The organism is Alistipes finegoldii DSM 17242 (assembly GCF_000265365.1).
Classification (GTDB): Bacteria; Bacteroidota; Bacteroidia; order Bacteroidales; family Rikenellaceae; genus Alistipes; species Alistipes finegoldii.
On record NC_018011.1, the window covers coordinates 751,286 to 776,124 of the forward strand.

Annotated in this window: 26 protein-coding genes and 3 pseudogenes; 27 read left to right on the plus strand and 2 right to left on the minus strand. The window is 50.6% G+C overall.

Annotated elements, in window-relative coordinates:
* The first annotated feature begins 1 nt into the window (after nt 1).
* From ALFI_RS03285 to ALFI_RS03320, 8 genes are all read left to right on the plus strand, one after another.
* On the plus strand, nt 2-946 hold the full coding sequence (locus tag ALFI_RS03285; RefSeq protein ID WP_009596678.1) for a PriCT-2 domain-containing protein: 945 nt from the start codon (nt 2-4) through the stop codon (nt 944-946).
* A gap of 466 nt (nt 947-1,412) precedes the next feature.
* Nucleotides 1,413-1,706 (plus strand): hypothetical protein, encoded by a 294-nt coding sequence (locus tag ALFI_RS03295; RefSeq protein WP_014774752.1) that lies wholly within the window; start codon nt 1,413-1,415, stop codon nt 1,704-1,706.
* A gap of 12 nt (nt 1,707-1,718) precedes the next feature.
* Nucleotides 1,719-2,207: a hypothetical protein gene (locus ALFI_RS03300; RefSeq protein ID WP_014774753.1), complete on the plus strand. Its 489-nt coding sequence runs from the start codon at nt 1,719-1,721 to the stop codon at nt 2,205-2,207.
* Nucleotides 2,208-2,244: 37 nt separating this feature from the next.
* On the plus strand, nt 2,245-2,580 hold the full coding sequence (locus ALFI_RS03305; protein ID WP_014774754.1) for a hypothetical protein: 336 nt from the start codon (nt 2,245-2,247) through the stop codon (nt 2,578-2,580).
* A 29-nt stretch (nt 2,581-2,609) separates the two neighbouring features.
* Entirely contained in the window at nt 2,610-3,197 is a 588-nt protein-coding gene (locus ALFI_RS17665; protein WP_014774755.1) for a zinc ribbon domain-containing protein, read from the plus strand.
* A gap of 20 nt (nt 3,198-3,217) precedes the next feature.
* Complete coding sequence (locus tag ALFI_RS16840; RefSeq protein ID WP_147619860.1) at nt 3,218-3,499, plus strand: hypothetical protein; 282 nt, start codon at nt 3,218-3,220, stop codon at nt 3,497-3,499.
* 55 nt (nt 3,500-3,554) lie between these two features.
* Nucleotides 3,555-4,304, plus strand: coding sequence for a hypothetical protein (locus ALFI_RS16160; protein WP_051087668.1), 750 nt, complete (start codon nt 3,555-3,557; stop codon nt 4,302-4,304).
* Between the two features lie 329 nt (nt 4,305-4,633).
* Nucleotides 4,634-5,026, plus strand: coding sequence for a hypothetical protein (locus ALFI_RS03320; protein WP_014774757.1), 393 nt, complete (start codon nt 4,634-4,636; stop codon nt 5,024-5,026).
* Between the two features lie 557 nt (nt 5,027-5,583).
* Here ALFI_RS03320 and ALFI_RS03325 read toward each other — a convergent pair.
* A complete protein-coding gene (locus ALFI_RS03325) occupies nt 5,584-6,474 on the minus strand; it encodes an IS3 family transposase (RefSeq protein ID WP_014774758.1) in 891 nt (296 codons plus the stop codon).
* Nucleotides 6,471-6,974 (minus strand): hypothetical protein, encoded by a 504-nt coding sequence (locus ALFI_RS03330; protein ID WP_014774759.1) that lies wholly within the window; start codon nt 6,972-6,974, stop codon nt 6,471-6,473. The genes ALFI_RS03325 and ALFI_RS03330 overlap by 4 nt, the downstream gene beginning before the upstream one ends.
* Before the next feature lie 244 nt (nt 6,975-7,218).
* Here ALFI_RS03330 and ALFI_RS03335 point away from each other — a divergent pair, with 244 nt between their 5' ends.
* The 19 genes and pseudogenes from ALFI_RS03335 to ALFI_RS03425 all read left to right on the plus strand — a co-directional run bounded on the left by ALFI_RS03335 (nt 7,219) and on the right by ALFI_RS03425 (nt 24,836).
* On the plus strand, nt 7,219-7,974 hold the full coding sequence (locus tag ALFI_RS03335; RefSeq protein WP_009596771.1) for a ParA family protein: 756 nt from the start codon (nt 7,219-7,221) through the stop codon (nt 7,972-7,974).
* A gap of 2 nt (nt 7,975-7,976) precedes the next feature.
* Nucleotides 7,977-8,447 carry a DUF3408 domain-containing protein gene (locus tag ALFI_RS03340; protein WP_014774760.1) on the plus strand — a complete coding sequence of 157 codons (471 nt, stop codon included), beginning with the start codon at nt 7,977-7,979 and terminating at the stop codon, nt 8,445-8,447.
* A 23-nt stretch (nt 8,448-8,470) separates the two neighbouring features.
* Nucleotides 8,471-9,067, plus strand: coding sequence for a DUF3408 domain-containing protein (locus tag ALFI_RS03345; protein ID WP_014774761.1), 597 nt, complete (start codon nt 8,471-8,473; stop codon nt 9,065-9,067).
* 12 nt (nt 9,068-9,079) lie between these two features.
* Nucleotides 9,080-9,616 (plus strand): hypothetical protein, encoded by a 537-nt coding sequence (locus tag ALFI_RS03350; protein WP_014774762.1) that lies wholly within the window; start codon nt 9,080-9,082, stop codon nt 9,614-9,616.
* A 143-nt stretch (nt 9,617-9,759) separates the two neighbouring features.
* Nucleotides 9,760-10,056 (plus strand): DUF4134 domain-containing protein, encoded by a 297-nt coding sequence (locus ALFI_RS03355; RefSeq protein ID WP_014774763.1) that lies wholly within the window; start codon nt 9,760-9,762, stop codon nt 10,054-10,056.
* 617 nt (nt 10,057-10,673) lie between these two features.
* Nucleotides 10,674-12,491 (plus strand): group II intron reverse transcriptase/maturase, encoded by a 1,818-nt coding sequence (ltrA, locus tag ALFI_RS03360; RefSeq protein WP_014774764.1) that lies wholly within the window; start codon nt 10,674-10,676, stop codon nt 12,489-12,491.
* A gap of 2 nt (nt 12,492-12,493) precedes the next feature.
* Nucleotides 12,494-12,877 (plus strand): DUF4133 domain-containing protein, encoded by a 384-nt coding sequence (locus tag ALFI_RS03365; RefSeq protein ID WP_139022503.1) that lies wholly within the window; start codon nt 12,494-12,496, stop codon nt 12,875-12,877.
* A 4-nt stretch (nt 12,878-12,881) separates the two neighbouring features.
* A pseudogene (locus ALFI_RS03370) lies at nt 12,882-13,808 on the plus strand (TraG family conjugative transposon ATPase); the annotation flags it as partial.
* 601 nt (nt 13,809-14,409) lie between these two features.
* Complete coding sequence (ltrA, locus tag ALFI_RS03375; protein ID WP_004319152.1) at nt 14,410-16,071, plus strand: group II intron reverse transcriptase/maturase; 1,662 nt, start codon at nt 14,410-14,412, stop codon at nt 16,069-16,071.
* Between the two features lie 113 nt (nt 16,072-16,184).
* Nucleotides 16,185-17,348: pseudogene (locus tag ALFI_RS03380) on the plus strand (TraG family conjugative transposon ATPase); the annotation flags it as partial.
* Nucleotides 17,349-17,903: 555 nt separating this feature from the next.
* On the plus strand, nt 17,904-19,709 hold the full coding sequence (locus ALFI_RS03385; RefSeq protein WP_014774765.1) for a reverse transcriptase domain-containing protein: 1,806 nt from the start codon (nt 17,904-17,906) through the stop codon (nt 19,707-19,709).
* Nucleotides 19,710-19,819: 110 nt separating this feature from the next.
* Nucleotides 19,820-20,260 (plus strand): annotated as a pseudogene (locus ALFI_RS03390) (TraG/VirB4 family ATPase); the annotation flags it as partial.
* A gap of 11 nt (nt 20,261-20,271) precedes the next feature.
* A complete protein-coding gene (locus ALFI_RS03395; RefSeq protein ID WP_229111673.1) occupies nt 20,272-20,631 on the plus strand; it encodes a DUF3876 domain-containing protein in 360 nt (119 codons plus the stop codon).
* Nucleotides 20,621-21,055 (plus strand): hypothetical protein, encoded by a 435-nt coding sequence (locus ALFI_RS03400; RefSeq protein ID WP_009598935.1) that lies wholly within the window; start codon nt 20,621-20,623, stop codon nt 21,053-21,055. Before ALFI_RS03395 ends, ALFI_RS03400 begins: the two co-directional genes overlap by 11 nt.
* Before the next feature lie 282 nt (nt 21,056-21,337).
* Entirely contained in the window at nt 21,338-22,234 is an 897-nt protein-coding gene (locus ALFI_RS03405) for a hypothetical protein (RefSeq protein WP_244265000.1), read from the plus strand.
* 46 nt (nt 22,235-22,280) lie between these two features.
* A complete protein-coding gene (locus tag ALFI_RS03410) occupies nt 22,281-22,910 on the plus strand; it encodes a DUF4141 domain-containing protein (protein ID WP_014774767.1) in 630 nt (209 codons plus the stop codon).
* A 6-nt stretch (nt 22,911-22,916) separates the two neighbouring features.
* Nucleotides 22,917-23,993 (plus strand): conjugative transposon protein TraJ, encoded by a 1,077-nt coding sequence (gene traJ / locus ALFI_RS03415; protein WP_014774768.1) that lies wholly within the window; start codon nt 22,917-22,919, stop codon nt 23,991-23,993.
* Between the two features lie 14 nt (nt 23,994-24,007).
* Nucleotides 24,008-24,631, plus strand: a complete 624-nt coding sequence (traK, locus tag ALFI_RS03420) for a conjugative transposon protein TraK (RefSeq protein ID WP_014774769.1) — start codon at nt 24,008-24,010, stop codon at nt 24,629-24,631.
* Complete coding sequence (locus tag ALFI_RS03425; protein WP_014774770.1) at nt 24,621-24,836, plus strand: hypothetical protein; 216 nt, start codon at nt 24,621-24,623, stop codon at nt 24,834-24,836. Before traK ends, ALFI_RS03425 begins: the two co-directional genes overlap by 11 nt.
* The last annotated feature ends 3 nt before the right edge of the window (nt 24,837-24,839 follow it).

Consider the following 24,839-nt stretch of genomic DNA (forward strand, 5'->3'; position numbering starts at 1 on the left):
CATGAAAGAAAACGAATATGACAATGGGTACATAGAAAGGCAAACAGTCAGTTCGAATCCCCCGGAACTCCCTCAGATCAGGGTCTCCGTGTTCGAGAACTACTTCGCACAGAAACCACTCGGCGATGTTGACCTGATAAAGTGGTGTAAGACTGCCAAATTCAAGGAGCAGGTTATCGCGTTCCGCACGACCTCCAACGAGAAGGTTCGCCAACGAATTAAACGCAACCTGCCGTGCATCACTCCCAGCGGGATATTCAAGACTCGGAGCCGTGACGGGCTGGTTCAGCACACCGGGTTCATATGCATCGACATCGACCACAAGGACAACGGCGTATTCGGGCCGGAGTGGTTCGATAAGAAGAGACTCGTCGCCAAGACCTTCGACAGCTTGTTGTGTGCAAGTATGTCGATCAGCGGGAATGGCTTGTACCTGATTTTCCGCATCGCTCACCCGGACATGCACCTGGCACAGTTCGACGCTCTGGTTCGGGAGATCTACGAGAAAACGGGACTCGTCGCCGACCAAGGGTGTTGCGATGTCTGCCGCTTGCGGGGAGCCAGTTACGATGCCTATCCATACATCAATCCGCACGCGAAGCCTTATCGGGGCGTGCTGAAAGAAAGAACCGCAAGGGCCAAAGTCCGGACGGCCCGGGAAAAGAAGCTGCTCGATGAAAAGGTCTATAAATTAATCCAGAAAATCCGTGAAGAGAAGAAGGATATCACCGACGACTATCACGACTGGTATTGCATCGGATGCGCCTTGGCACACGAATACGGCAAGGAGGAGGGGCTGCGGCTATTTCATCTGGTCAGCATGCACTCCAAGAAGTATTACCCGACCGACTGCGACGAGCAGTTCGCCAAATGTCTGCGGAGCCGGAAAATCGGGATCGAGACCTTCTTATGGATTTGCAAGAAACACGGGGTGACGTTCAAGTAGCCCGCCGTCCCGCACGCCGAGCCGGAACCTTTTCGAGGGGTTTCGGCTTTTTTTTATGATGGCCTCGGAACGTAGAGACTCCCGAGGCCGATTCCACCGAAATTTATACGGCGATACCCCATCGAGTGTTGTTCGAGCGAAAATAATTTCTAACTTTGTCACTGCCGATGTCCGCAAGGACTGCGGCAGACATACTGGAAGTGTTTTTCGCACGCCTTTCAAAGAAAATGTGGCAATTTTCAATAGCAAAGGACGACGAACAGCACTCATTCTTGTTTAGATCATGGCAGGGCGCATTCGGTGCGCCCATATCCCATATCTATTCGAGCGTGGGATATTGCCTCGTTTATTCTTACATGGGTTCTGCTACAACCTTCCGTTAGATAGACGAAATCGACTCCACGCTTTCTTTTTGCTACTAACCCAGCCATACAGGAGCCGGATGGCAACATAAAAACTTGTTGCTATGACCTATTACAAGGACACCTTACAGGCATTCTTGGATAATCACATCCACGAAATCCTCGGAAAGCTCGGCCGCGAGTTCGATTCCAACGATTTTATTACAGCATTCAGGCTGTTATTCCCCAATGAATATGCAACCGTGCTACGAAGAAGCGGCTCTTATCGAGCTATCCATACTTGGGTTGCCCGATGGTATCTTTCCGGCCGAACCGATCTACTTCAAAAAGGCGATATTCGGCAGAGGCAGAGCGACAACCGCAATCCAACAAAAAATCGCATGTGGATCAAACTTTAACATTTCAACAATATGGGCAGAAAATTCATAATAGAGGAGGTCGAGGAAGAATCTAAGTTCGGCTGCGGTAGTATCGTAGCGACGATAATTATTGCTCTTGTCATCGGACTGTGCGGCGGATTCAAATCATGTAAGGAAGACAAAAAACCGAAAGCCGTCGAGAGCCGGACGGAACAACCGCAACGTTTGGACGAAGTAAAAGTCCAATCACCGCCCTATGTCCCGAAAAGTTCGCATCCGAGTGTTTCCGCACCGACTTCAACCACCGCATCCAAGCCGCAGAAAGAAGCCTCAGTCGAACCCATAACGGAAACATCCTTCGATGATGATATTGAGGTGGAAGAGCCGCTTGTTTCCACGCCCCCGACCCAACAAGATAATAGCATCGTCACGGAGACCTATTCCGAAACGCCCGCTTTGACGGAAAAGGAACGCCGCAAAGCCGAACGTCAGGCCAAACGAGAGGCCCGACGTAGAGAGAAAGCGCAGAAAAACAATTAAAATTATCCTCAAGATTGATAAATAAACGGTTATTACCATGACAAGAATTACTGCTTATGTGATCCTCAAAGAATTAGGTAACGATGCGCTGCACAAGTACATTTACGAGAACATTGCCGAACCTACCTTTGACTCGCACCGGATCACCAATCCTTTTCCGCAGGATTTCAGAGACTATTACGAACGTATGCTGATCGCACATGCGGACGAAGGCGACATCCGGAATCGTAATGTAATCATCGCAAACCGTATAGGCATCTATCTCGGTCACAACAGCAGGGATTTGCAGATTGAAAAGATCGGAGAAGTTACGTCTACAAACATGAACGGAGAAGAAACCCCGACTTCGCTTTGGAGAAAAACAACCATGTAACACTACCTTTACTATCTAATAATAAAACTATGGAAGAATTTTACTCACCTGTATGGCAGGAATACCTCGGTGGAGTGAGCGGCATTGTATTTACAATCATCATCATTCTTTTATTCGTTTTCACGTTTCGATACTTGCGTAAAAAGCCTATTTCGCCCACTGCTCCGTCCCAAGTTCCGCAGGCACCGGATGAATTGCCGACAGTCGAAACCTCACAACCAGAACCGCTATTGATTCATTGCCCGGCCTGCGGGACGGAAATATCCCGTTACGCCCCGTCGTGCCTAAAATGCGGGCATCCAATCTGCCCGACCACGAATCCGAGAACCACATCACCGACAGATCATAACCAGACGATCATCATTCAGCAGCCCGTTCGTCAATCTAACGGGACAGGAACCGCCGGATTCGTTTTATCTCTTATCGCCCTGATTCTACCATGGTTCCCGGGAGTAGGCTGGGTGGTTTGGTTTCTGGGATTCATACTGTCTTTCATCGGCATATTCAAAAGCCCGCGAGGCTTAGCGATTACGGGCTTTATCATTTCAATAATCGACCTGATTATTTTAGTTGCACTGGTCGGAACCCTTGCCGGTATAGCCTCAATTTTATTGTAATATATAAAAAAATTAACTATATGCAAAGAATCACAAACAATATTTCAGCAAATTTAACATCAACCCAAGCGACAGAAAAAGCAATGTATAACATGGGTAAATTAGGATTTATACTATCTCTTTTTTCAATTCTTGGAAGTGGTGTCATATCGCCAGCATCCCTTATTATTTCCTGCATTGGAGCAACTTATCGTCAAACGAAACTAACAACGGCAGGAATAATTATTTCATCAGTCATGTTGTTACTATTCTTAATCGGCTCTTGTTTTGTCTATTATTACCTCTCTCATGAAGAATATTAATAGCACCTTTAGTGTATGCCGCAGCGTTCTTACGTTCAACTTATAATCTTTTCCCATGAATACAACTATTAGCTCAGACAATAATGAACAGACTCAAATACAAAATAATCGCATTGGAACAGCCGGACTTGTATTAGTCCTTATGTCGTTCATATTATTTTCTTTCGAAGGGTACATCATAAATTCATTAAACGATAAGAGTCTGTTTTTCACACTTATTTTACCAGTCTTAATAGGGAATTTATGGTTATTGGGACTAATATTTTCTATTATAGGCCTCCGCATTAACCCCAAGGGCAGAGCAATAGCAGGATTAATCATCTCTCTATTGCCGATTCTATTTGCTGCAATAAGTACTATGAGTCCCCAAATATCAACACCTATCCATTTTGAAAACGAATTAAAAGAACGCAAAGCACAGGTCATCGAACGCATCAAGGATGTCCGCACCGCTCAGCGTGCGTTCAGAGCCGAATATCAGCGTTATGCCGAAGATTTCGACGAATTGGAGAGATTTCTTCATGCAAATCCAACCGAATTAAGATGCGACATCGAGCAACTCCGTTACATTCCCAATTCCGACAACGAGTTTATCTTGGAAACCGGATTTACCAAGACATCCTCTAATCGTACCGGCCCTTTCATAGAAGTTCGTGCCCCCTACAAACTCTTCCTCGATACGATTAAATACCGGCAGGAAATAATCAATCTAATTGATGAAGAAGTAAATGTTTTCGACCGTTATCCCGGCATCAAATTCGGCTCGACAGATGAAGCCGATAATGATATTGGTAATTGGGAATAAAATTAATTTCTCGTATATAATTCCGGTCGAGGATAAAGCACATAGTTATAAGTTGTTATCCACATCCTTTCTGAGTCTTTATCCCGACCGTTCTTAGTTGTCCCGACCTGCCGCAACCCGGCAGGTCGCTTTGTTAAATCCCGACAGAAGATACTGCGATGCGATTACGGCTCATGTAGCCGGAAACTCGATAAAATTCATTAACCGCCTGTTTCAAGCCTGTGTATAGGGCTTAAATAAGCAAGCCGCAACGGCGATCTACCAGTACATATCGGCAGAAACGACCTGCGTATTCACAGCCGGAATGTATTACCCAAAAACAAAATCACATGAAAACCAAAGAAGAAATCAGGCACTATCTTGACACCCGATTCAGCCCGTCGGAAGACGACATGGTGCAAATCGTCCGGAACGATTTCGACCGTATTTTGAATAGCGCGGCATCTTGTGCCCTAATTACGGTCGAGGGTGCAATGCCCGTCTTGGCGGAACAACTCCGCACCGAATTGGAAGCCCTGCACATCGGAGCTGACCTCGACATGGTTATAAAAGTAAGCTATCATCCCGCATCGGAAATTAGTTTCGACGACCTATGTAGCCTCTTAACCGTCATCCACGAATTTGCCCCGCAGGTAAATATCGTCTGGGGTTGCGGCACAGATGCAAAACTGGCGGAAACCGACTATTCGATTCTGTTGCTGATCGGGACATCCGCAGAGTAAAATTTGCAAGGCCTGCCAAAACATATTGACAGGTCGTTTTGTTTCGTCGGAACAGAAGATACTGCGACGCGATTACAGCTCATATAGCCGCGAACCCGATAAAATTCATTATCTGCCTGTTCGGAGCGACTGCATAGACCCAAATACAGCAACCGCCCAACAACCAAATACTTAACGACTGAGATTGAAATTTTCGGATGGCGACCATTTATGTACCACTTGTGTACCACCGCTACTTTTCCGGCTATACATCACAAAAGAAAAACCCTCGATATTCGATTGAAGTTCCGGGGATTTACAAAACAATGCTGTAACCTAATAAGTTACGGCGTTGTTTTTTTATGAGGTAATGATTTAGAAACGCAAGTCTTGAATAAACTTACATCGAGGTTCATCCTGTCAAACAACTCTATACAAATATAGTGAATATCTGATAAAAAAGCAAATAGAATTTTTATCTCTCTATTTTCCGATTTATGGCGTACATCAGCGTCACCGCCGTGTCCCGTCCTGAAAAAGGTTTACAGTGATTGATAATTAAAGATAAACATTTTGGTTCAAAAAATATTGTCCTGATATAAGTTTACATATGCCTTCCGAACAACCGTCTTTCGGCCCCAATGATGTTTGAGTTTCCCGGTTCTAAGTTCCGCTTCCAAGGGCGTAAGCCAATCGCAGCTGGCATGAGGTCTGAGTGAATTGTAAAGGATAACGATCTGGTCGATGCGTTCTTTTGCTGCCTGAAAACTTTCAAAACATTCCTCGTCGATCCATTCGCTCTTCAGAATACCGTTCACCCGTTCGGCAACGGCATTCTCATACGGATCGCCCTTTTCAGTCATGCTGATGCGAATCCCATTATCGGTCAGCAATTTCACATATTCTTTCGAACAATATTGGCATCCTCTGTCCGAATGATGGATTAACCCTTGCCGTTTTTGCTGCGGAGTCTGGTCTATGGCCATCCTCAGTGCACGGAGCGCTCCGTCCCGTTCCAATGTCGTATTCAGATCATAGCCTACGATCCGTTTGGAATAGGCATCCGTTATCAAAGCCAGATATGCAAATCCTTCTTTCAAAGAAATGTACGTAATATCTCCGACCCATAAACGATGCGGCCGCTCGAGGTCGAAACCCCGGATCAGATTCGGATATTTACGCATCCAGTGCCGCGAGCAGGTCGTAACGCTGTATTTCTTCCGACGTTTGACCAGAAGATTGTTTTCCGAAAGCAGCGTAAATAACCGATCCCGACTGACCGGAAATCCGTCTTGTTGCAGCAAATGCCACAGTTTACGACCGCCGAGCCTGGGCATCAGTTTCCGGTAGTAACCCACCCGCTCCAAAAGAAGGGTGTCGGACAAAGATCCTTCCCTATTACGCCGTAAATGTTTATAATAGGCCTGACGGGTATAGCCGAACAACCCGCACAGAAACGACAGGCTCATTGCTGTGTGTCTTTCTTTGAGACGCTGGACTGTCCGGCTGCGGATTTTTTTAGCAGGTCGATACCGTATTCTTCTTGGAGGATATCTCCCATGATCTCATAGCCTTCCAGACGTAATAAAGCCTCTTCCAAGCGCCGCCGAAGGGCTTTGTTCTCGGATAATAATTCACTGGCTTCTTCACTCGTAACGCGGGACATGATCGGATAAGGATTAGGGGTACTCACAAAGCTACAACTATTTTTCGCTTTCCACCGCTGACCCATCTTATGAATCGTAGACATGGGAATACCATGTTCTTCGGAGAGTTGGCGAGCCGTCTTGACTCCGCTCAAATACTCCTGTAAAATCAGATGACGCAACTGACGCGATAAATAATGACGTGATAAGTCTGAATTCGTTTTTTGCTGCATAAGATTTACTCTTTTCTGTAAACCTTTTTCAGGACGGGACAGGGCAAAAAAAAGCCATCGGTGCGGACTGGAGCGGACTGGAGCGGACATCGGAACCGAAGCGTTTTACCCTGTTGTATATTGCGGCAGGATTGATTATTCGGGCAACTGCGCGAATCGCAAAATAAGTATCGGTTCAGACGGATACCCGAATCTTTAACCGAGTATCTGCGCAAAGGAACGAAAGGGCGGCAGACCGAATAATCATCCAATTATTCGTCCAAATATAAGGTAGTATATATAAATGATTTGACAGACGCATAGTTACCCAAACAACCATTTAAACACACAAGCAATGAAACAAGCAAGCATTTCGATCTGCAATCAAAAAGGGGGCATCGGGAAATCGACATTTACGATGTTACTCGCCAGTCATCTGCACTACACATTAGGCTATGACGTGCTGGTCGTAGACTGCGACTATCCCCAATGGTCCGTTCAGGCGCAACGTGAGCGGGAACTGTCGCTCATCGAGCATGACGATTACCACAAGCTGTTGCTGGTACGTCAATTCAAAGCGACGGGCCGCAAGCTCTGGCCTGTGCTGAAATGTATGCCGCCTGAAGCCCCCGAAGAAGTCGAGCGGCTGCTGCAAAGCGGCTACCATCCCCGTATCATTCTCTACGACTTGCCGGGAACGGTCAATGCCGAAGGTGTCATTCGGCTGCTCGCGTCGCTGGACGCTGTCTTTGTGCCCATGAAAGCCGACAAGGTCGTCATGGAAAGTACGCTCTCCTTTGCCCGGAGTCTCACCACTAACCTTGCCCAAGATCCGACCCTTACTTTACAAAGCGTCTATCTTTTCTGGACGATGATAGACCGTCGTGAACGAACGCCGCTTTACGATCGATACGAGGCCGTTATCCGCAAGCTCGGGTTGTCGCTTATGACAACTCACATTCCTTACCGCTCGAAGTTCAACAAGGAGCTGCTTGCGGACAATACAGGAGTCGGCCGCTCGACACTTCTGGCTCCGGCGCGAACCTTTGCGTGTGAGGCGCAACTCGAAATCCTCACAGAAGAAATTCTTACACTCCTCAAAATCCGATAACAATGGCCAAGAAACCCAAAATCGAAGTAGACGAAAGTCTTGTAAAACAGGTGATCGCAGGACAGTTACCTATCACTACAAAGGTCACACGGGTAATTCCGGAACAGATCCCATCCGGAACCGCTACGGACGCAATTCCCGCCGAACCGCCCTCTGTTCCGGAGATCGACACAGAAAAGATTCCGGATGAAACCCCGTCTGTGCCCGCAGCACAAGAGCCACGCCGTCGGAGAACACCACCCTTGTCCGATTATGAACGAATGTTTCTCACTCCTGTGGAATACGGCATCCGAGCCACACTTTATGTCAATGCATCGACGAAGCGTAAGATTCTGGAGATACTTAAAAGAATCGGAGGTGAACGATTATCCGCGACATCATATGTGGATAATATTCTACAGCACCACATCGAAACTTTCCGTGACGATATAAACCGGCTCGATCGTAAGCGGAATTTTGAAAAACTTGTTTAACAATGACTTAAAAATTTCTAATTATGCTTTACAGCTTTTTATCCGAGTCCGGTGTCCTCGACATTTCATTACTCGCTCTTGGCACAGGCATTATCGTTTTGTCAATCTTAGGGCTGCTGCACCTCGGGAAGCGACGAGGTCATAATAAAGCCGGACACTTTTCGGAGCAACCTGACGATTGTGCAATGCCTGCCGTGCAAACGGAAAATAGCGATGGATGGCCCTCGATGGAACAACCTCAGACAACTGAACTTGTATCCGTTGTCGCTGCACCTGAAGATTCTTCAAATCCCGATTCTCCGCCTTCCGAAACGGTCGTATCCGAAAAGCAGGATGTGAAGCCGGAGTGTGTTCCCGTACCGGACATACGATGGCGACGTTCGATGACATTGCCCGACTACAAAAAAACATTTCTTGTCCGGGTGGATTACGACCTCCGCGCCTCGCTTTATGTCAGTGCCCCTACGAAACGGAAAATCCTTGAAGTCCTGAAAAAAATCGGCGGCGAGCGACTGACCGCAACATCTTATGTAGATAATATCCTACGGCACCATCTCGAAATGTTCCGCGACGAGATCAACTGCATACATCAAGAACAGAATTACCATAACATCGTCTAAATTCTTTCTGCCATGAACAGCATAATTCTTATTGCCGCCTGCGCCGTATGTCTGGATCAGTTGTTTTTCCGGGGGCGGCTCGCGTCATATGTCGTCGACAATCTGAAAGGTCCGAAGAAAAAACACACCGGGCATAACGCTGCCCCTCACACGCCGAATGCCGGTACTGCACCCCGTCAAACTCCTGAAATTCTCGTGTCAAAATCCTATCGGTGCGGACTGGAGCGGACTGGAGCGGACATCGGCACCGCCCCGGCAGGCGGAGATGCTATATTTGCCCCGGCTTCGGAAGAGAAGTCCGCGATGCAGGGGTGGAACACCCTTGTCGTGCGGCCCTCGATCGGCGAAGACGGCGAACTTGCGGAGCCCAAAGCGCCCGCCGGCGCCCGATTCCCGCTTCCGGCTCTCCCCGCCAGAGCAGAACTCCGTGACGCGGAGGTTCATGCGATGCTCGGAGAGCTGGACTTCGGAGAGAGCGCCGTCATGGGCGATGCCACGGCCGAGGAGCGGCAGGCCATTGCCAACTTCGACATCCGGGCCTATGCTTAATTAAAAACGACCTACGACATGAAATGGAATAACGAATACGGCTGACGCCTTTTCCGCAGCAGGAAATACGATGTATCCGGTCGCAGAATGCTCCCAAAGCAGGCTGCGGCCTTTTTCACACCCTTAACCAAACTACTTGAACGATGAAAAAAAGAGCAATTTTCATGATTTTCTCCCTGTGCTCCGCACTCGCCTGCTTTGCACAGGGCAACGGCATGGCCGGCATCAGCGAGGCCACGAACATGGTAACGTCCTATTTCGACCCGCTAACGAAACTGATCTTCGCCGTCGCGGCAATCCTCGGACTGGTCGGCGGCGTGCGCGTCTACTCGAAATTCTCGTCGGGTGACCCGGACGCTTCGAAATCCGCCACGGCGCTGTTTCTCTCATGCGTCTTTCTGGTGATCGTCGGTACGGTCTTACGTTCGTTCTTCCTCTAAACGATGGCGGAATACCAAGTGAACAAGGGAGTCGGCCGTCAAGTCGAGTTTCAGGGCGCGCACGTAATGGTTCTTTGGCAAATGCGTCGATAGCAAGACGTTAGGCAAGTGTTCGATAGCCTATCATCGATCGGCTTATCCGAAAGGGAAACCGGACGGGGAGTATAGCCTGCCGATAAACTGATAAGTCATACAGTTACCAAGTATGCGACTGAATCAGGAGATGAAAGATAGATACGAGGATAAAGTCTGGATTGATTGAACGATAGTCCAAGTGGCACAACTCGAAACTGTGGCGGAAGGTAACTACAGACGCCATACTGTAACACACTCGATTCGACCTTGGAGGGTTGGGTGCAGAACAGGTTACAGCACAACTGCGATAAGCAGAAACGGATGAAAGTCGTATCCGACAATCTATCAAAGCTATGTTGCCGAAGAATTAAACGTGGATTGCCTAACCCGGAATGCCGAAAGGCTATTAGGTTTCAGACCTATGAAAATCCGGTATGGCAACGGAGCCACCGTAGTAGTCCGAGCGAGGGAAAGCCTCGTACATGGCGAAGGGTGGCAGCTAACATTTTTAATACAAATTAACGGATAATGTGTGAGACATTATGAGAAATCCAGAGAGAGTATTAAACAGTCTGTCAGAGCACAGCAAAGTTTCGAGCTACAAGTTTGAACGGCTCTACAGGGTTCTATTCAATTCGGAGATGTTTCTCCTCGCCTACCATAATATACAAGGTAGGCAGGGAAATATGACGGAAGGTTCCGACGGTAAAACTATCGACGGAATGAGCCTGAAACGGATTGAAAATTTGATTGATGCGCTCAAAGATGAGTCGTACCAACCAAAACCGGCAAGAAGGACGTACATCCCGAAGAAAAACGGGAACATGCGACCTCTCGGCATACCGTCTATCGACGACAAATTAGTGCAGGAGGTATTGCGAATGCTGTTGGAAGCAATTTATGAAGGTAGTTTTGAGAACACCTCGCACGGTTTCCGACCCAAACGCAGCTGCCACACCGCACTGATACAGGTGCAGAAGAATTTTACTGCGGCCAAGTGGTTTATCGAGGGCGACATTGAAGGATTCTTCGATAACATCAACCATGATGTACTTATCGGAATCTTGAAAGAACGTATCGCAGACGACCGCTTTATCCGGCTAATGTGGAAATTTTTGAAAGCTGGCTACATCGAAGATTGGACATTTCATAGAACATACAGCGGAACACCGCAAGGTGGCATCATTAGCCCGATACTGGCTAATATCTATCTCGACAAGCTGGATAAGTACATGAAAGAGTATGCCTGTCAATTCGATAGAGGCGACAGACGGGCAATGAACCTTGAGTACAAACGGTATTCCAGGAAAATTTGGTGGCTCGGCACAAAGCTGAAGCAAACCAAGGATAAAGATACTCGGAAGGAACTGATTGACGCGATTAAGCAACATCAGAAAAACAGGATGCACTTACCCTCTGTCGATGAAATGGACGAGGGATATAGACGGATTAAGTATGTGAGGTATGCCGATGATTTTATTATCGGAGTGATTGGCAGTAAATCGGACTGTGAGGCCATCAAAGAGGATATTAAGAATTTCCTCGGCGAGAAACTGAAATTGACGCTCTCCGAAGAAAAGACCTTAATCACGCACGGCAATAGAAAGGCAAAATTCCTCGGCTATGAAATCTATGTCCGACCATTCACGGATAAGACGTTAAGAGGCGAGAAATCGGGAGTACTTATTAAGGCTTACGGCAAAAAGGTAGTGTTGGAAGTGCCAATGTCCACAATGCGGGATAAACTTCTCTACTACGAGGCGATGGAAATTCATCAATTCGAGGGTAAAGCGAAATGGAAACCCACAAGCCGGACAAAGTTGCTACATCTGGACGACCTCGAAATACTGGATGCCTATAACAGAGAAATCCGAGGTTTTGCAAACTATTTTTCTATCGCAAATAACAGTTCACACCTGAATTCTTTCAAGTACATCATGCAATACAGTCTGTATAAGACTTTTGCACGAAAGTACAGTACGACAGCCCGAAAGATTATCGCAAAGTATCGACATCACAAAGATTTTGCGGTTTTCTATGAGGACAAGAAAGGAGGAAAGAAGATGCGGGTATTCTTCAACGGGAGCTTTAAGCGTAAAACAACCGCGATGGACGCGAGTTGTGATTATGTAGCCAACACGATTTTCAATACCACTGTATCAAGCCTTATACAAAGGTTAAAAGCGGGTAAGTGTGAATTGTGTGGCGCAACGGAAAACATTGAAATACACCACGTCAAAAGACTCAAAGACTTAAAAGGCAAAGAGCCATGGAAAATCCAAATGATTGGACGTCAGAGAAAGACGTTAGCTGTATGTATTCCCTGTCACAACAAGATACATCACGGGATAATAGACTGAATATGTTAGTGGAGAGCCGTGTGCGCCGAGAGGTGCAAGCACGGTTCGGAGGCGAGTTCTTGGAAACCTACCGTAGAAATACGGCAAGGCACCGGGTTCTTAGCCTACGACTCACGGCGCAGTACCTCGTGCTGTTCGTCGCGGGGCTTCTGGGCGTCTTCGTCTGCTTCGCCGGAATGTACATGAGCGGCGTCCCGCAGGGCCTGTGCATCCTCTTCGCCCTCACGGCCGGCCTTGCCGTCACGGGCGGCACCTTCTACCTGAACCGCCGTTTCGGCCCCCACGGGCTTCAGAAGCTCATGGCCTCGCGCCGGCATCCGCGGCGCATCGTTCACCGCCGGGCCGTCGGGCGGCTGTTGCGTTTTCGTCGAACCGTAAAACTGTAATCCTATGCGCGGAACCCTGAAAACCTCGACCTTGGAATCGAAATTTCCACTTCTGAGAGTCGAGAACAACTGCATCATCTCCAAGTTCGCCGACATCACTGCGGCCTACCGCGTCACACTGCCCGAACTCTTCACCCTCACGGCCGAGGAATACGAAGCACTGCACGGCGCATGGCTCAAAGCCCTGAAAGTGCTGCCGGATTACACCGTCGTCCACAAACAGGACTTCTTTATCGAAGAACGATACACGGCTCCGGAGGAGGGTTCCGAGCGGAGCTTTCTCGCCCGCTCTTACGAACGTCATTTCAACGAGCGGCCCTACCTGCGCCATACGTGCTACCTGTTCGTTACGAAGACCACGCCCGAACGGATGCGGCAGACCAGCGCCTCGTCCGTGCTGTGCCGGGGCTTCATCGTCCCGCGGGAGATGCGCGACACGGATGCCGTGACGCGCTTTCTGGAGGCCGCGGAGCAGATGGAACGCATCCTGAACGATTCGGGCCTCGTGCGCGTCGAGCGGCTTACGGAAGCAGAGATCGTCGGCACGGCGGACGACGCCGGGCTGCTGGCCCGTTACTTCGCCCTCTCGGACGAACAGCGTCCGGTCGTCAACGAGGATATCCGTCTCGACCCGGACGTGATGCGTATCGGGGACAAATACCTCTCGATGCACACGCTCTCCGATCTGGACATGCTGCCGCAGAGCGTGGCGACGGATTTCCGCTACGAACGCCTCTCGACCGACCGCTCGGACTGCCGCCTCTCCTTCGCGGCGCCCGTGGGGCTGCTGCTCTCCTGCAACCATGTCTACAATCAGGTGATCTTCCTCGACGACCACGACGAAACGCTCAAGCGGCTCGAAGCCTCGGCCCGGAACATGAACTCGCTGGCGGCCTATTCGCGCTCGAACGCCATCAACCGGGAGTGGGTGCGATACGTCGCTGTGTAAGTAATTGTTAAACTTAGATTTAACCCGTTGTTTCGTCAACGGTAGCCTATGGACAGATGCACCAATAGTAATATACTGTATCAAAGCTGTCCAGACAAGGTAGCCCTTCCGAAAGGAGCAGTCAGAACCGTGAGGGAAAGACAATGGCTGTTAGTATCATACAGTCAGGGAGCTTGGCTTGGGTGGTATGGTTAGCGTAAGCGAACTGTCGTCTAAACGTCGTAAGGTTGAAGAAGCCAAAGATACTGATAGGCTTCAGCCCAAAAGGGAAGCAGTCGGTTATTCCTCTCCATTCTGGGAATACACGAACAGAGTACTGCCGGTGTAATAGACAGAACCTAACCCACTTATAAGTTACTTGCACGGAACGTAGTAAGCCCGTATTTCTCCTGCCAATGACAGGTAAGCAGACCGTAAGGAATGCCGAATGGAGTGCGGGTATAGGATTGCAGAAAAAGCGAATGCCACCCTGTAATGGGGTGAATAGGGATTGAAACATCATCCCGCTGCGAAAGCAGGCTGACTTCTGCGGTAGGTGATTCTTTACAAGAAACTTTTAGAACTTTTAAAAGGAGAAAAGCAAATGAACGAAATTAAAAAATCGTGTGCATCGACTGACCAAACGCAGAGCAAATGGGACAGTATAAATTGGCTCAAATGCGAAGCTGCGGTTCAAAAGCTACAAGCGCGTATTGTAAAGGCTCAAAAAGAGGGTCGCCACAACAAGGTCAAAGCCTTGCAGTGGACACTGACCCACTCGTTTTACGCTAAAGCATTAGCGGTAAGACGTGTAACTTCCAATAATGGGAGTAAAACGGCTGGCGTCGATATGGTAACATGGAAAACGCCAGATGCTAAAGTGTGTGCAATAACCGAACTGAAAAGGAGAGGTTATACACCCCAACCTCTGAGACGAGTACATATCAGAAAGAGTAACGGGAAATTAAGACCATTGGGTATACCAACTATGAAAGACCGGGCTATGCAGGCATTGTATCTGATGGCACTGGCTCCCGTAGCTGAAACAACGGCTGATGCCAATTCTTATGGTTTCAGAAAAGAAAGGAGCACGGCAGATGCCGTTCAACAATGCTTCAATGACCTGGCAAGGACGACATCCCCACAATGGATCTTAGAAGGTGATATCAAAGGTTGTTTCGACCATATCAGTCATGAATGGTTGCTTGACAATATCCCTATGGATAAAGTTTTGCTCCGTAAATGGTTGAAAAGTGGATTTATTTTCAACAAGCAACTTTTTCCGACAGAGGAGGGAACTCCTCAAGGCGGCATCATCTCCCCAACTCTTGCAAATATGACTTTGGACGGACTGGAAAAACTGCTTGCCGATAGCTTTCCGATAAACCGCTCGAAGAAAAATTACTATACTCCTATGATAAATCTTGTTCGCTACGCGGATGATTTTATTATCACAGGAGAGAGTAAGGAGTTGTTGGAGAACCATGTTAAACCATTAGTCATTGAGTTTCTTCAAGCAAGAGGGCTTACCTTATCAGAAGAAAAGACTAAGATAACTCATATAGAAGAAGGGTTTGATTTTCTTGGGTTCAATATCAGAAAATATAAAGGCAAGTTTATCACAAAACCATCCAAGAAGAGTCGAAAGAGATTTTTAGATAAGGTTCGTGAAATAGTGGACAAGAACAAGTCTTCTAAGCAACAATCTTTGATACGATTGCTAAACCCAGTCATTAGAGGATGGGCGAACTACTACAAGGGGTGTTCTGCATCGGAAACTTTCCGTAAAACAGATGCACAAATTTTCAACAAACTATGGCGATGGTCTCGCAGAAGACATCCCAAAAAAGGTAAACGATGGATTGCCAACAAGTATTATCACACTGTAAGAGGTAGAAGCTGGACTTTTGCCGTACCGCTTGAAAACAGGAAAGTGGATAAATACCACACTCTTGTGAGATTGTCGGATACGAAAATAAAGCGACATATCAAAATCCGCAGTGAGGCCAACCCATATGATGCCGATTGGAAAGATTTCTTCGATCAATACAAGACCCGAAGAATGCTTGCACACTTAGACGGCAAGCAATATATCTATCGCCTGTGGAATCAGCAAATGCAATGTTGCCCTGTGTGTGGCAAGCACATCACACGGGAAACTCCCTGGAAAATTACTGAAATGACAGGGAGCAGTAGAAAGGCGAAAGTCCTAATACATGATCATTGCAGCCGAATTACTAACAGAAATAAATGGAAGTTACTATGAGCCGGCTTTTAGTTACAAATAAAAGTTTTGAATTGCTTGAGCCGTATGAGGGGAAACTCTCACGTACGGTTCTTAGAGGGGAAAGCTCCCGTAAGGGGGCTGACCTACTCGACATCGAAATGTACCTCAATGAGGCGCATTCGCAGGGGCTGCGCTCCGTAAGGTGCCACTGCAACGTCATGGCATGGGCCGAGAACGAAGCGGAGCTGAAGCGCATCCGCAACGACGTGGGCTCGCAGCTCGCGCTGATGGGATGCACGCCGCATCACAACACGGTGGACGTGCCGGTGCTGTTCTGGGCGGCGATTCCCGGCAACGAGGCCGACTTCCCTGCCGAGGAGAGTTTCTACACCTTTCTCGATCAGGCCCTCTGTCTTTTCAACGGGGAGACCAACTACCGCTCGTCGCTCTCGCCCTTCGGAATCAAGATGTCCGACCGCCTGTCGGGCATTCCGATTCATCTGGATATCTCGGATCTTCCGATGAAGCGCGGCGTCATCACGAATCGGAATAAATTTATCCTCGGACCGTCGGGCTCGGGCAAGAGTTATCTGACGAACCATCTGGTTCGTCAGTACTGGGAGCAGGGTTCGCATATCCTGCTGGTCGACACGGGCAACTCCTACCAAGGGCTCTGCTCGCTGATTCACGCCAAGACCAAGGGCCGCGACGGGGTGTATTTCACCTACACCGAGGAGGCGCCCATCGCCTTCAATCCCTTCTATGTCGAGGACGGAGTGTACGACGTGGAGAAGCGCGAGTCGCTCAAGACGCTGCTGCTGACCCTTTGGAAACGCGAATCCGAGGAGCCGACGCGCTCGGAGGAGGTGGCGCTCTCGAACGCCGTGAACCTCTACCTCTCGAAGCTCCGCACCGACCGCTCCATCGTCCCCTCGTTCGATACCTTTTACGAGTTCGTCGAAACCGACTACCGGCGGCTTCTGGAGCAGAAGCGCGTGCGCGAGAAGGATTTCGACCTCGAAAATTTCCTGAACGTGCTGGAACCTTACTATAAGGGCGGCGAATACGACTACCTGCTGAACTCCGACAAACAGCTTGATTTGCTGGACAAGCGTTTCATCGTCTTCGAGCTGGACAACATCTCCTCGAACCGGACGCTGCTGCCGGTGGTGACGCTCATCATCATGGAGACCTTCATTTCGAAGATGCGGCGGCTGAAAGGCGTCCGCAAGATGATTCTCATCGAGGAGTGCTGGAAGGCCCTCACCTCGGCCAATATGTCGTCCTACATACGCTACCTTTGTGCGCCCGTACAAGCTGCTTAGTAAATATCCCACTGGCAAGGGATTAGGTAAGTGTTCTTTGAAAAACCTATCATCACCCGACTTATCCGAAAGGGAAACCGGACGGGGAGTGTAGCATGTCGGGAACGTCGTAAGTCAGTCAGTTACCAGACTGCCACTGAACGGCAAGGTGAAACGATGGATATGAGGATGAAAACCGAATTGTTTGAACGACAGTCCGAGCTGCTCTACTTGAAGGCTATGACGTAAGGTAACTGAAATCGTCATACTGCGGTACTGCTCCGGTGTATAGGTACGGACGCAAGCAAGAACTTGCCGCAGAGCAACCATGATAAATGGTAAAGGACGGAAATCGCATCCGACAATCCATCATGCCAACAGTTACTAAGTAAGTAAACGGGGATTACCTAAACCGGAACGCCGTAAGGCTATGAGGTGCAGACCTCTGAATATCCGGCACGGTAACGGAGCCTCCGTAGTAGTCCGGGCAGGGTAACGCCCTGCACATGGCGAAGGGAGGCAGCTAATTTTCTTTAATACAATTTAATGGATAATGTGAGAGACATTATGAGAAGTCCGGAAAGAGTATTAAACAGTCTGAACGAACACAGTAAGGATTCGAGCTACAAGTTCGAACGCCTTTACCGGATTCTGTTCAACGAAGAGTTGTTCTATGTTGCCTACCAAAAGATCGCATCGAACGGAGGCAGTACGACCAAAGGCTCCGACGGTCGCAGTATCGACGAGATGAGCCTTGCCCGGATCGAAACGCTGATAGCCTCGTTGAAAGACGAAAGTTATCAGCCTCACCCGTCGCGGAGGGTGCATATCCCGAAGAAAAACGGGAAAACGCGCCCTCTGGGAATACCGGCTTTTGAAGACAAGCTGGTGCAGGAGGTAGTCCGCATGATTCTGGAAGCCATTTACGAGGGACATTTTGAGACCACCTCGCACGGTTTCCGACCTAAACGGAGCTGTCACACAGCATTACTTCATATTCAAAAGACGTTCAGCGGGGCGAAATGGTTTATCGAGGGCGACATCAAAGGGTTCTTCGACAACATTGACCATGATGTACTTGTCGGAATCCTGCGGGAGCGCATTTCAGATGACCGTTTTATCCGTCTGATACGGAAATTCCTGAAAGCGGGATACGTCGAGGATTGGACGTTTCACAACACTTACAGCGGAATGCCGCAGGGAGGTATCGTCAGCCCGATTCTGGCGAATATATACCTCGATAAATTAGACAAGTACGTGAAAGAGTATATCCGACATTTCGACATGGGAACCAAACGCAGGCCGGGCAAAGAGAGCAACGATTTGGCCAATGAACGAAAACGGACTGTGCGGAAACTGAAAAAGGTAAAAGACGGGACTGAGAAGGCGGCTTTGGTCGCAAGACTCAAAGCCATCGAACAGGAACGTGCAGCATTTCCAAGCGGAGATGAAATGGACGGAAGTTACCGCAGGCTCAAATACATCCGTTACGCCGACGATTTTATTCTGGGTGTAATCGGCAGCAAAGAGGATGCACTGCGGATAAAGGAGGATATTAAATCATTCCTATCCGAAAGCCTCGCCCTCGAACTGTCCGAAGAAAAGACGCTGATAACCCATACGGGTAAATCGGCGAAATTTCTCGGATATGAGATTACGGTAACACGGAACAATCATCAACGACGGGATGTGCAAGGACGTCTGCGACGCACCTACGGCAAGCGTGTCCGGCTGAATGTCAGCATGGCAACGCTGCGGGACAAACTTCTGGAATACGGAGCTATGGAAATCAAGCTCCGCAACGGGAAAGAGATTTGGAAACCCAAATGCCGTTCAGGATTGATATTCAACGACGATCTTGAAATCCTCGACCGATACAATCGGGAAACAGTGGGATTTTGCAACTATTACCTGATCGCCAACAACTGCGTCGTACTGCACAACTTCAGATATATCATGGAGTACAGCATGTATAAAACATTTGCGGGCAAATATAGGAGCACGGTACGAAAAATCAACAAAAAGTACCGTCTCAACAAACTGTTCACCGTAAAGTACGAGCAGAAAGGGGTAATCAAGTCCCGAACCTTTTACAAGACAAGTTTCAAACGCCGGACAACGGCGTTCAACGGAAGCTGCGACATCGAACCGTACTCTATTGCAGACGTGAGCCGAACCAATTTGACGGACAGGCTCAAAGCGGAAAAATGCGAATTGTGTGGGGCAACGGGCAAGCTGATTATGCACCATGTCCGCAACCTCAAAGACCTGAAAGGGAAAGAGAGTTGGAAACGGCTCATGTCAGCCCGAAAACGCAAGACCATTGCGTTGTGTCCGAGTTGCCACAGGCTGCGGCATCTGGGAAAAGTTTAGACTGAAAAAAATTAGTGGAGAGCCGGATACGCCGAGAGGTGTAAGTCCGGTTCGGGGGCGAGTTCTTGGAAACCTGCCGTAGAAATACGGTAAGGCGCCGGGTGCTTAGCCTACATAAAACCGTTCGCAAGTATTTCGGCGAGGCGGTCGTGGTGACGCAGGAGGTGGACGACATCATCTCGTCGCCCATCGTCAAGGAGTCGATCATCAACAACGCCGACTGCAAAATCCTTTTGGACCAGCGCAAATACCTCTCGAAATTCGACGGCATACAACGTCTGCTGGGACTGACGGACAAGGAGCGGGCGCAGATTCTCTCTATCAACCTCTCGAACGATCCTAAACGCCGCTATAAGGAAGTGTGGATTGGGCTCGGAGGCGTGCAGTCGGCAGTTTATGCCACGGAAACCTCGGTCGAAGAATATTTGACCTATACCACTGAGGAATCGGAAAAGATGCAGGTCATGGAGCTTGCCGAAAAGCTCGGCGGCGACATCGAAGCCGCCATCCAGCAGTTGGCATGCAAGCGCGAAACGAAAACCGAATCTTAATGCCCGCTGCCATGAAACAGTTGCTTTGGATATGCGCCGGCATCCTGCTGACGTTTACGGCCGTGCTCGGAGCGTTTCACCTCTTCTACGATTACGAATACCGCAAAATCCGTCCCCTGTGCGGAGCATGGCATTCGACGCTCGACGACACGCGGCTGGTGATCGAGCCGTGCGGTGATAAATTCCGCATCACCATCACGCGCCGCGGCACGTCCGAAACACATGCTCTGCACTACAAGGATTGCGTCTATTATACGGCCTACGGCGGACGCCGGATCGATCTCTTTTACACGCCCCCGGCCGATGCACTGCTCCTCGTGCCGGGCGACGCTTTCAAACGAACCTCAAAACTCAAAAACAATGAACAGTAACCAATCGACGCCTGCGTCGGCCGTAGCGGCCCTTCAGCAGGAGATCAGAACCCGCACCGAAGTCATCCGCACTTTGGCAGACCTTCGGGAACAACTCGACGCCGACCGTATCTGCGGAGCGTGGCTCTCGGCGGAAAACAACCTCTCGGCCTCGATACGCCGCATCGGCGAGGGCATGTGGCGCATCCTCGTTTTCGACCACGCGCTCTGCTACAAACGCCTCGTACAGGACGGCATCATCGCGCTGCGCCGCCACCGTCTTTGGCTCGGCGCCGACGACGGCAACCGCGTGATCTACGATGCTTCCACCGAGACACTCACCATCGGCTGTTACGGACGTTTCGTTCCGGAGGACTGCATCCGGCGGCAGGAAGACGACGCAATCAGTGCCGAAGCGTGCGACTTCAACGAACCGGCCGAATAATGGAGCGTCATTCGGTATTTCCGGGCTGCCCCTGCTTGCTGGGGCAGCCCTTCGGCAGACGCTGCCCGCAGTCACACATTTCTAAATCCGACGGCTATGGAATGGAAAGATAGGATTGCACGGCTATTCCGCCGCAAGCCGGACTGGGAAAGGGAGCATCGAAGTACCCTCATTGCCCGTCATGCAGAGAACCTGCTCCGGGAACGGGATATAAGCAATGTTACAGATCTTGTACGACGGCACCGGAAATCGGATCTGACCATTGCCGGAATCGGGCTGACAATGAATACAGCAACATCCCGCTTTCTCAGGACGCCCGAAGATGCGGCCGGAGAAGATGTACTGGCGCTGATGGAGGCCCTGCGCGGAACGCCGTTTGCGAAAAAGATCGGGTGCCGCCTCGCGGACGTTCCGGCAAACACCGCCCACTCCCTGCACGGCCTGCTGGCCATGCACACCTTTCTCTTGGATGCTTATTTGGAGCAGCATCCCGACAGTGGGCTCCGGCAGCCTCCGATGGACGAGTTGCAGGCCGCAGCGCATATCATCGACCGGCAGTTCCGCGCCGAGACATTCCGCGAGCTGCGCCATCTGGCAGAAACGAGAGGACGTTATATGCCCTCCTGTTACGTCGTACGCCTCTACGACTGGGACGCCGACATGGGCCGGTTGCAGAAGATGCGCGGGCGGCTGGACGGCCCGGCATGTGCGGACAATCCGCAGCAGGTGCAGCAGCTCCGGGAGCGAATCTGGAAGGCCGAGAACCGCATGGTGCGGGAAGCCGAGAGGATATTAGAGAGTGATCCGGAAATTTCCCTGCGGCAAACCTACATTGAAAAACTCGATGCCGAGTTGCAGACATTGGGATGGCTTGCACGCTTCCCGGAGCGAATCGACGACAGCCGTATTAACCGGCAGCTGCTCGACAAATACGGTATCGAGCCGGGCATCTCCCGCGAAGAACAATCCCGGCAGGTCGAGAAAGCCTTCCGCGAGCTGGATGCACGCCTTGTCCGCATGACCGGGCGGCAGTCCTACGCCGACGATCTGTTCGAATCCCTGCGGCAGAAAGGCCCGAAGCCGGAGAAACATATTTCCGGGGTGCGGCAGAAAGAGATCAATTCTGCAAGGAAAGAGCAAACCGGACAACCGGCTTCGGGTCGGCGGATAAAGCGGTGATGCCCGTCTTCGGGTGAATATCCTCAATAACACAATCAATTCAAGCATGAAACAGAAAATCATCCTGCTGTGTCTGTGCCTTGTCTGCACGGGCCTCAGCACATACGCCCAGTGGGTCGTCTCAGACCCTACGAACCTCGCGCAGGGGATCGTCAACTCCACCAAGCAGGTCGTCGAAGCCGCCAAGAACGGCTCCACCATGCTGCAAAGCTTTCAGGAAACCGTGAAGATTTATGAGCAGGGGAAGCGATACTACGACGCCCTGAAATCCGTCAGCAACCTCGTCCGCTCGGCCCGCAAGGTGCAGCAGTGCATCCTGCTCGTGGGCGAAATCTCGGACATCTACGTCGACGGTTATCGCCGCATGGTCGGCGACGAGAACTTCACGCCCGCGGAGCTCGCGGCCATCGCCGCAGGCTACGCCCGCATCATCGAGGAATCGGCCGGGGAATTGAAGGAGCTGCAGGACATCGTGAACCCTACGGATATGTCCCTGACGGACAAGGACCGGATCGACGTGGTGCAGCGCGTCTACGGCGTTCTGCGGCGCCATCGAGACCTGGCACGCTACTACACGCGCAAGAACATCTCCATATCCCTGCTGCGGGCCGCCCGGAAGCGGGACATGGAGGGTGTGCTCTCATTGTACGGAACCGACGAACAACGTTACTGGTAGCCGACGATGGTACACATGCTTTCCCTTACGGACAATCTGCATACGATTCTCCGGGTGCTTTACGACGACATGATGGCGCTGTGCTATCCGATGTCGCAGGTCGCAATGGCCATCGCAGGGATCGGGGCGCTGCTTCACATCGCCTACCGCGTCTGGCAGTCGATGGCCCAAGCCGAACCGATCGACCTCTTTCCCCTTATGCGGCCCTTCGCCATCGGCATCTGCATCCTGTTCTTCCCGACGCTCGTGCTGGGAAGCCTGAACGGCATACTTTCACCCCTGGTAAAGGCGACGCATTCGCTGATGGTCGGGCAAACACTCGACATGGAACAATGGCAGGAGCGGCGTGAGCGGCTCGAACTCGAAAGCCGCGAGCAGATGCCCCCGGACAGCTACTATGCCGAAGACGAGGAGATGGAACGCGAACTGAATGAACTGGGACTCGACGACCAGACGCAGCAGGCCCTCGATCGTATGAATGAACAGCGTTCCTCATGGTCGGTCAAAGGGATCATCTTCAAATGTCTGGCGTGGGTACTCGAACTGCTCTTCGCCGCGGCGAGCGTCATACTCGACGTGCTGAGGACTTTTTATCTGGTCGTATTGAGCCTGCTGGGGCCGATCGCCTTTGCCATCTCCGTGTTCGACGGATTTCAGTCCACGCTGACGCAATGGCTCACGAAGTATGTCTCGATCTACCTGTGGCTGCCGATCTCGGATCTTTTCTCGGCGATCATCGCACGTCTGCAAAGTCTCGCCATGCGACACGATGCCGAACTGATGGCCGGAGGCTACAACTGGTATGTGGACTGGTCGAACAGTCTGAATCTGATCTTCATGCTCGTAGCCGTCTGCGGATACCTCTGCATCCCCTCGATCGCCTCGTGGGTCGTGCAGGCGAACGGATTCGCCGCCTATAACAAGACCGTCTCGAAAATGACCTCGCTCGTAAGCGCCGGAGCCGGATGGACGGCCGGCAAAGCATGGGCCGGGGCCAAAGGCGCCGGCTCGGCGGCATTATCGGGCGGTAAGGCCGTGGGACGCGGCATCATGAACGGCGCCCGGCTTATTTTCAGAAAATAAAATAACCCGTTATTATGGAATTCAAGTGTTTAACGAACATCGAAACATCGTTTCGGCAGCTGCGCATGTACGCGCTCGTCTTCGCCGGAGTCTGCGCCGTCGTTACCGTGGCGGCGGTCTGGATGTCCTACTCCTTCGCCGAACGGCAGCGGCAGAAGATCTACGTGCTGGACAACGGACGCTCGCTGATGGTGGCGCTCTCGCAGGACCTCGCACAGAACCGTCCCGTAGAGGCCCGCGAGCATGTGCGGCGCTTCCACGAGCTCTTCTTCACCCTCTCGCCCGACAAGGCAGCCATCGAGTCCAATGTCGGACGCGCCTTGCAGATGGCCGACAAAAGCGCCTTATCCTACTACAAGGTTCTGCAGGAAAAGGGCTTCTTCAACCGCCTGATCGCGGGCAATGTTTCGCAGATGGTCAAAGTGGACAGCATCCGCTGCAATTTCGACCGCTATCCCTACGAGGTTACGACCTTTGCCCGGCAGCGCATCCTGCGCGAAAGCACCGTCACGGAGCGGTCGCTCGTCACGACGTGCCGTCTGGTGAACGTTTCCCGCTCGGACAACAACCCGCAGGGCTTCATGGTCGAGGCGCTGAACATCGTCGAAAACAAAGACCTCGCGACCTATGACCGCTAAACCGCACTCCCTGCGCTGCCGCATCCGCTGGATGCGGCGGTCGCTGCGACGCCGGCATGACGCGCTCGCACCCCGCATCCGGGAGCGGATCGTACTCGCGGCGCTCGTCCTGCTGCTGCTCCTTTACCTTTGGCTCCTGTTCGCTATGGACATGGTACCGGAGCTGGAGATCGGGCATCCCGAATTATTACATCCAAAACCGTAAACG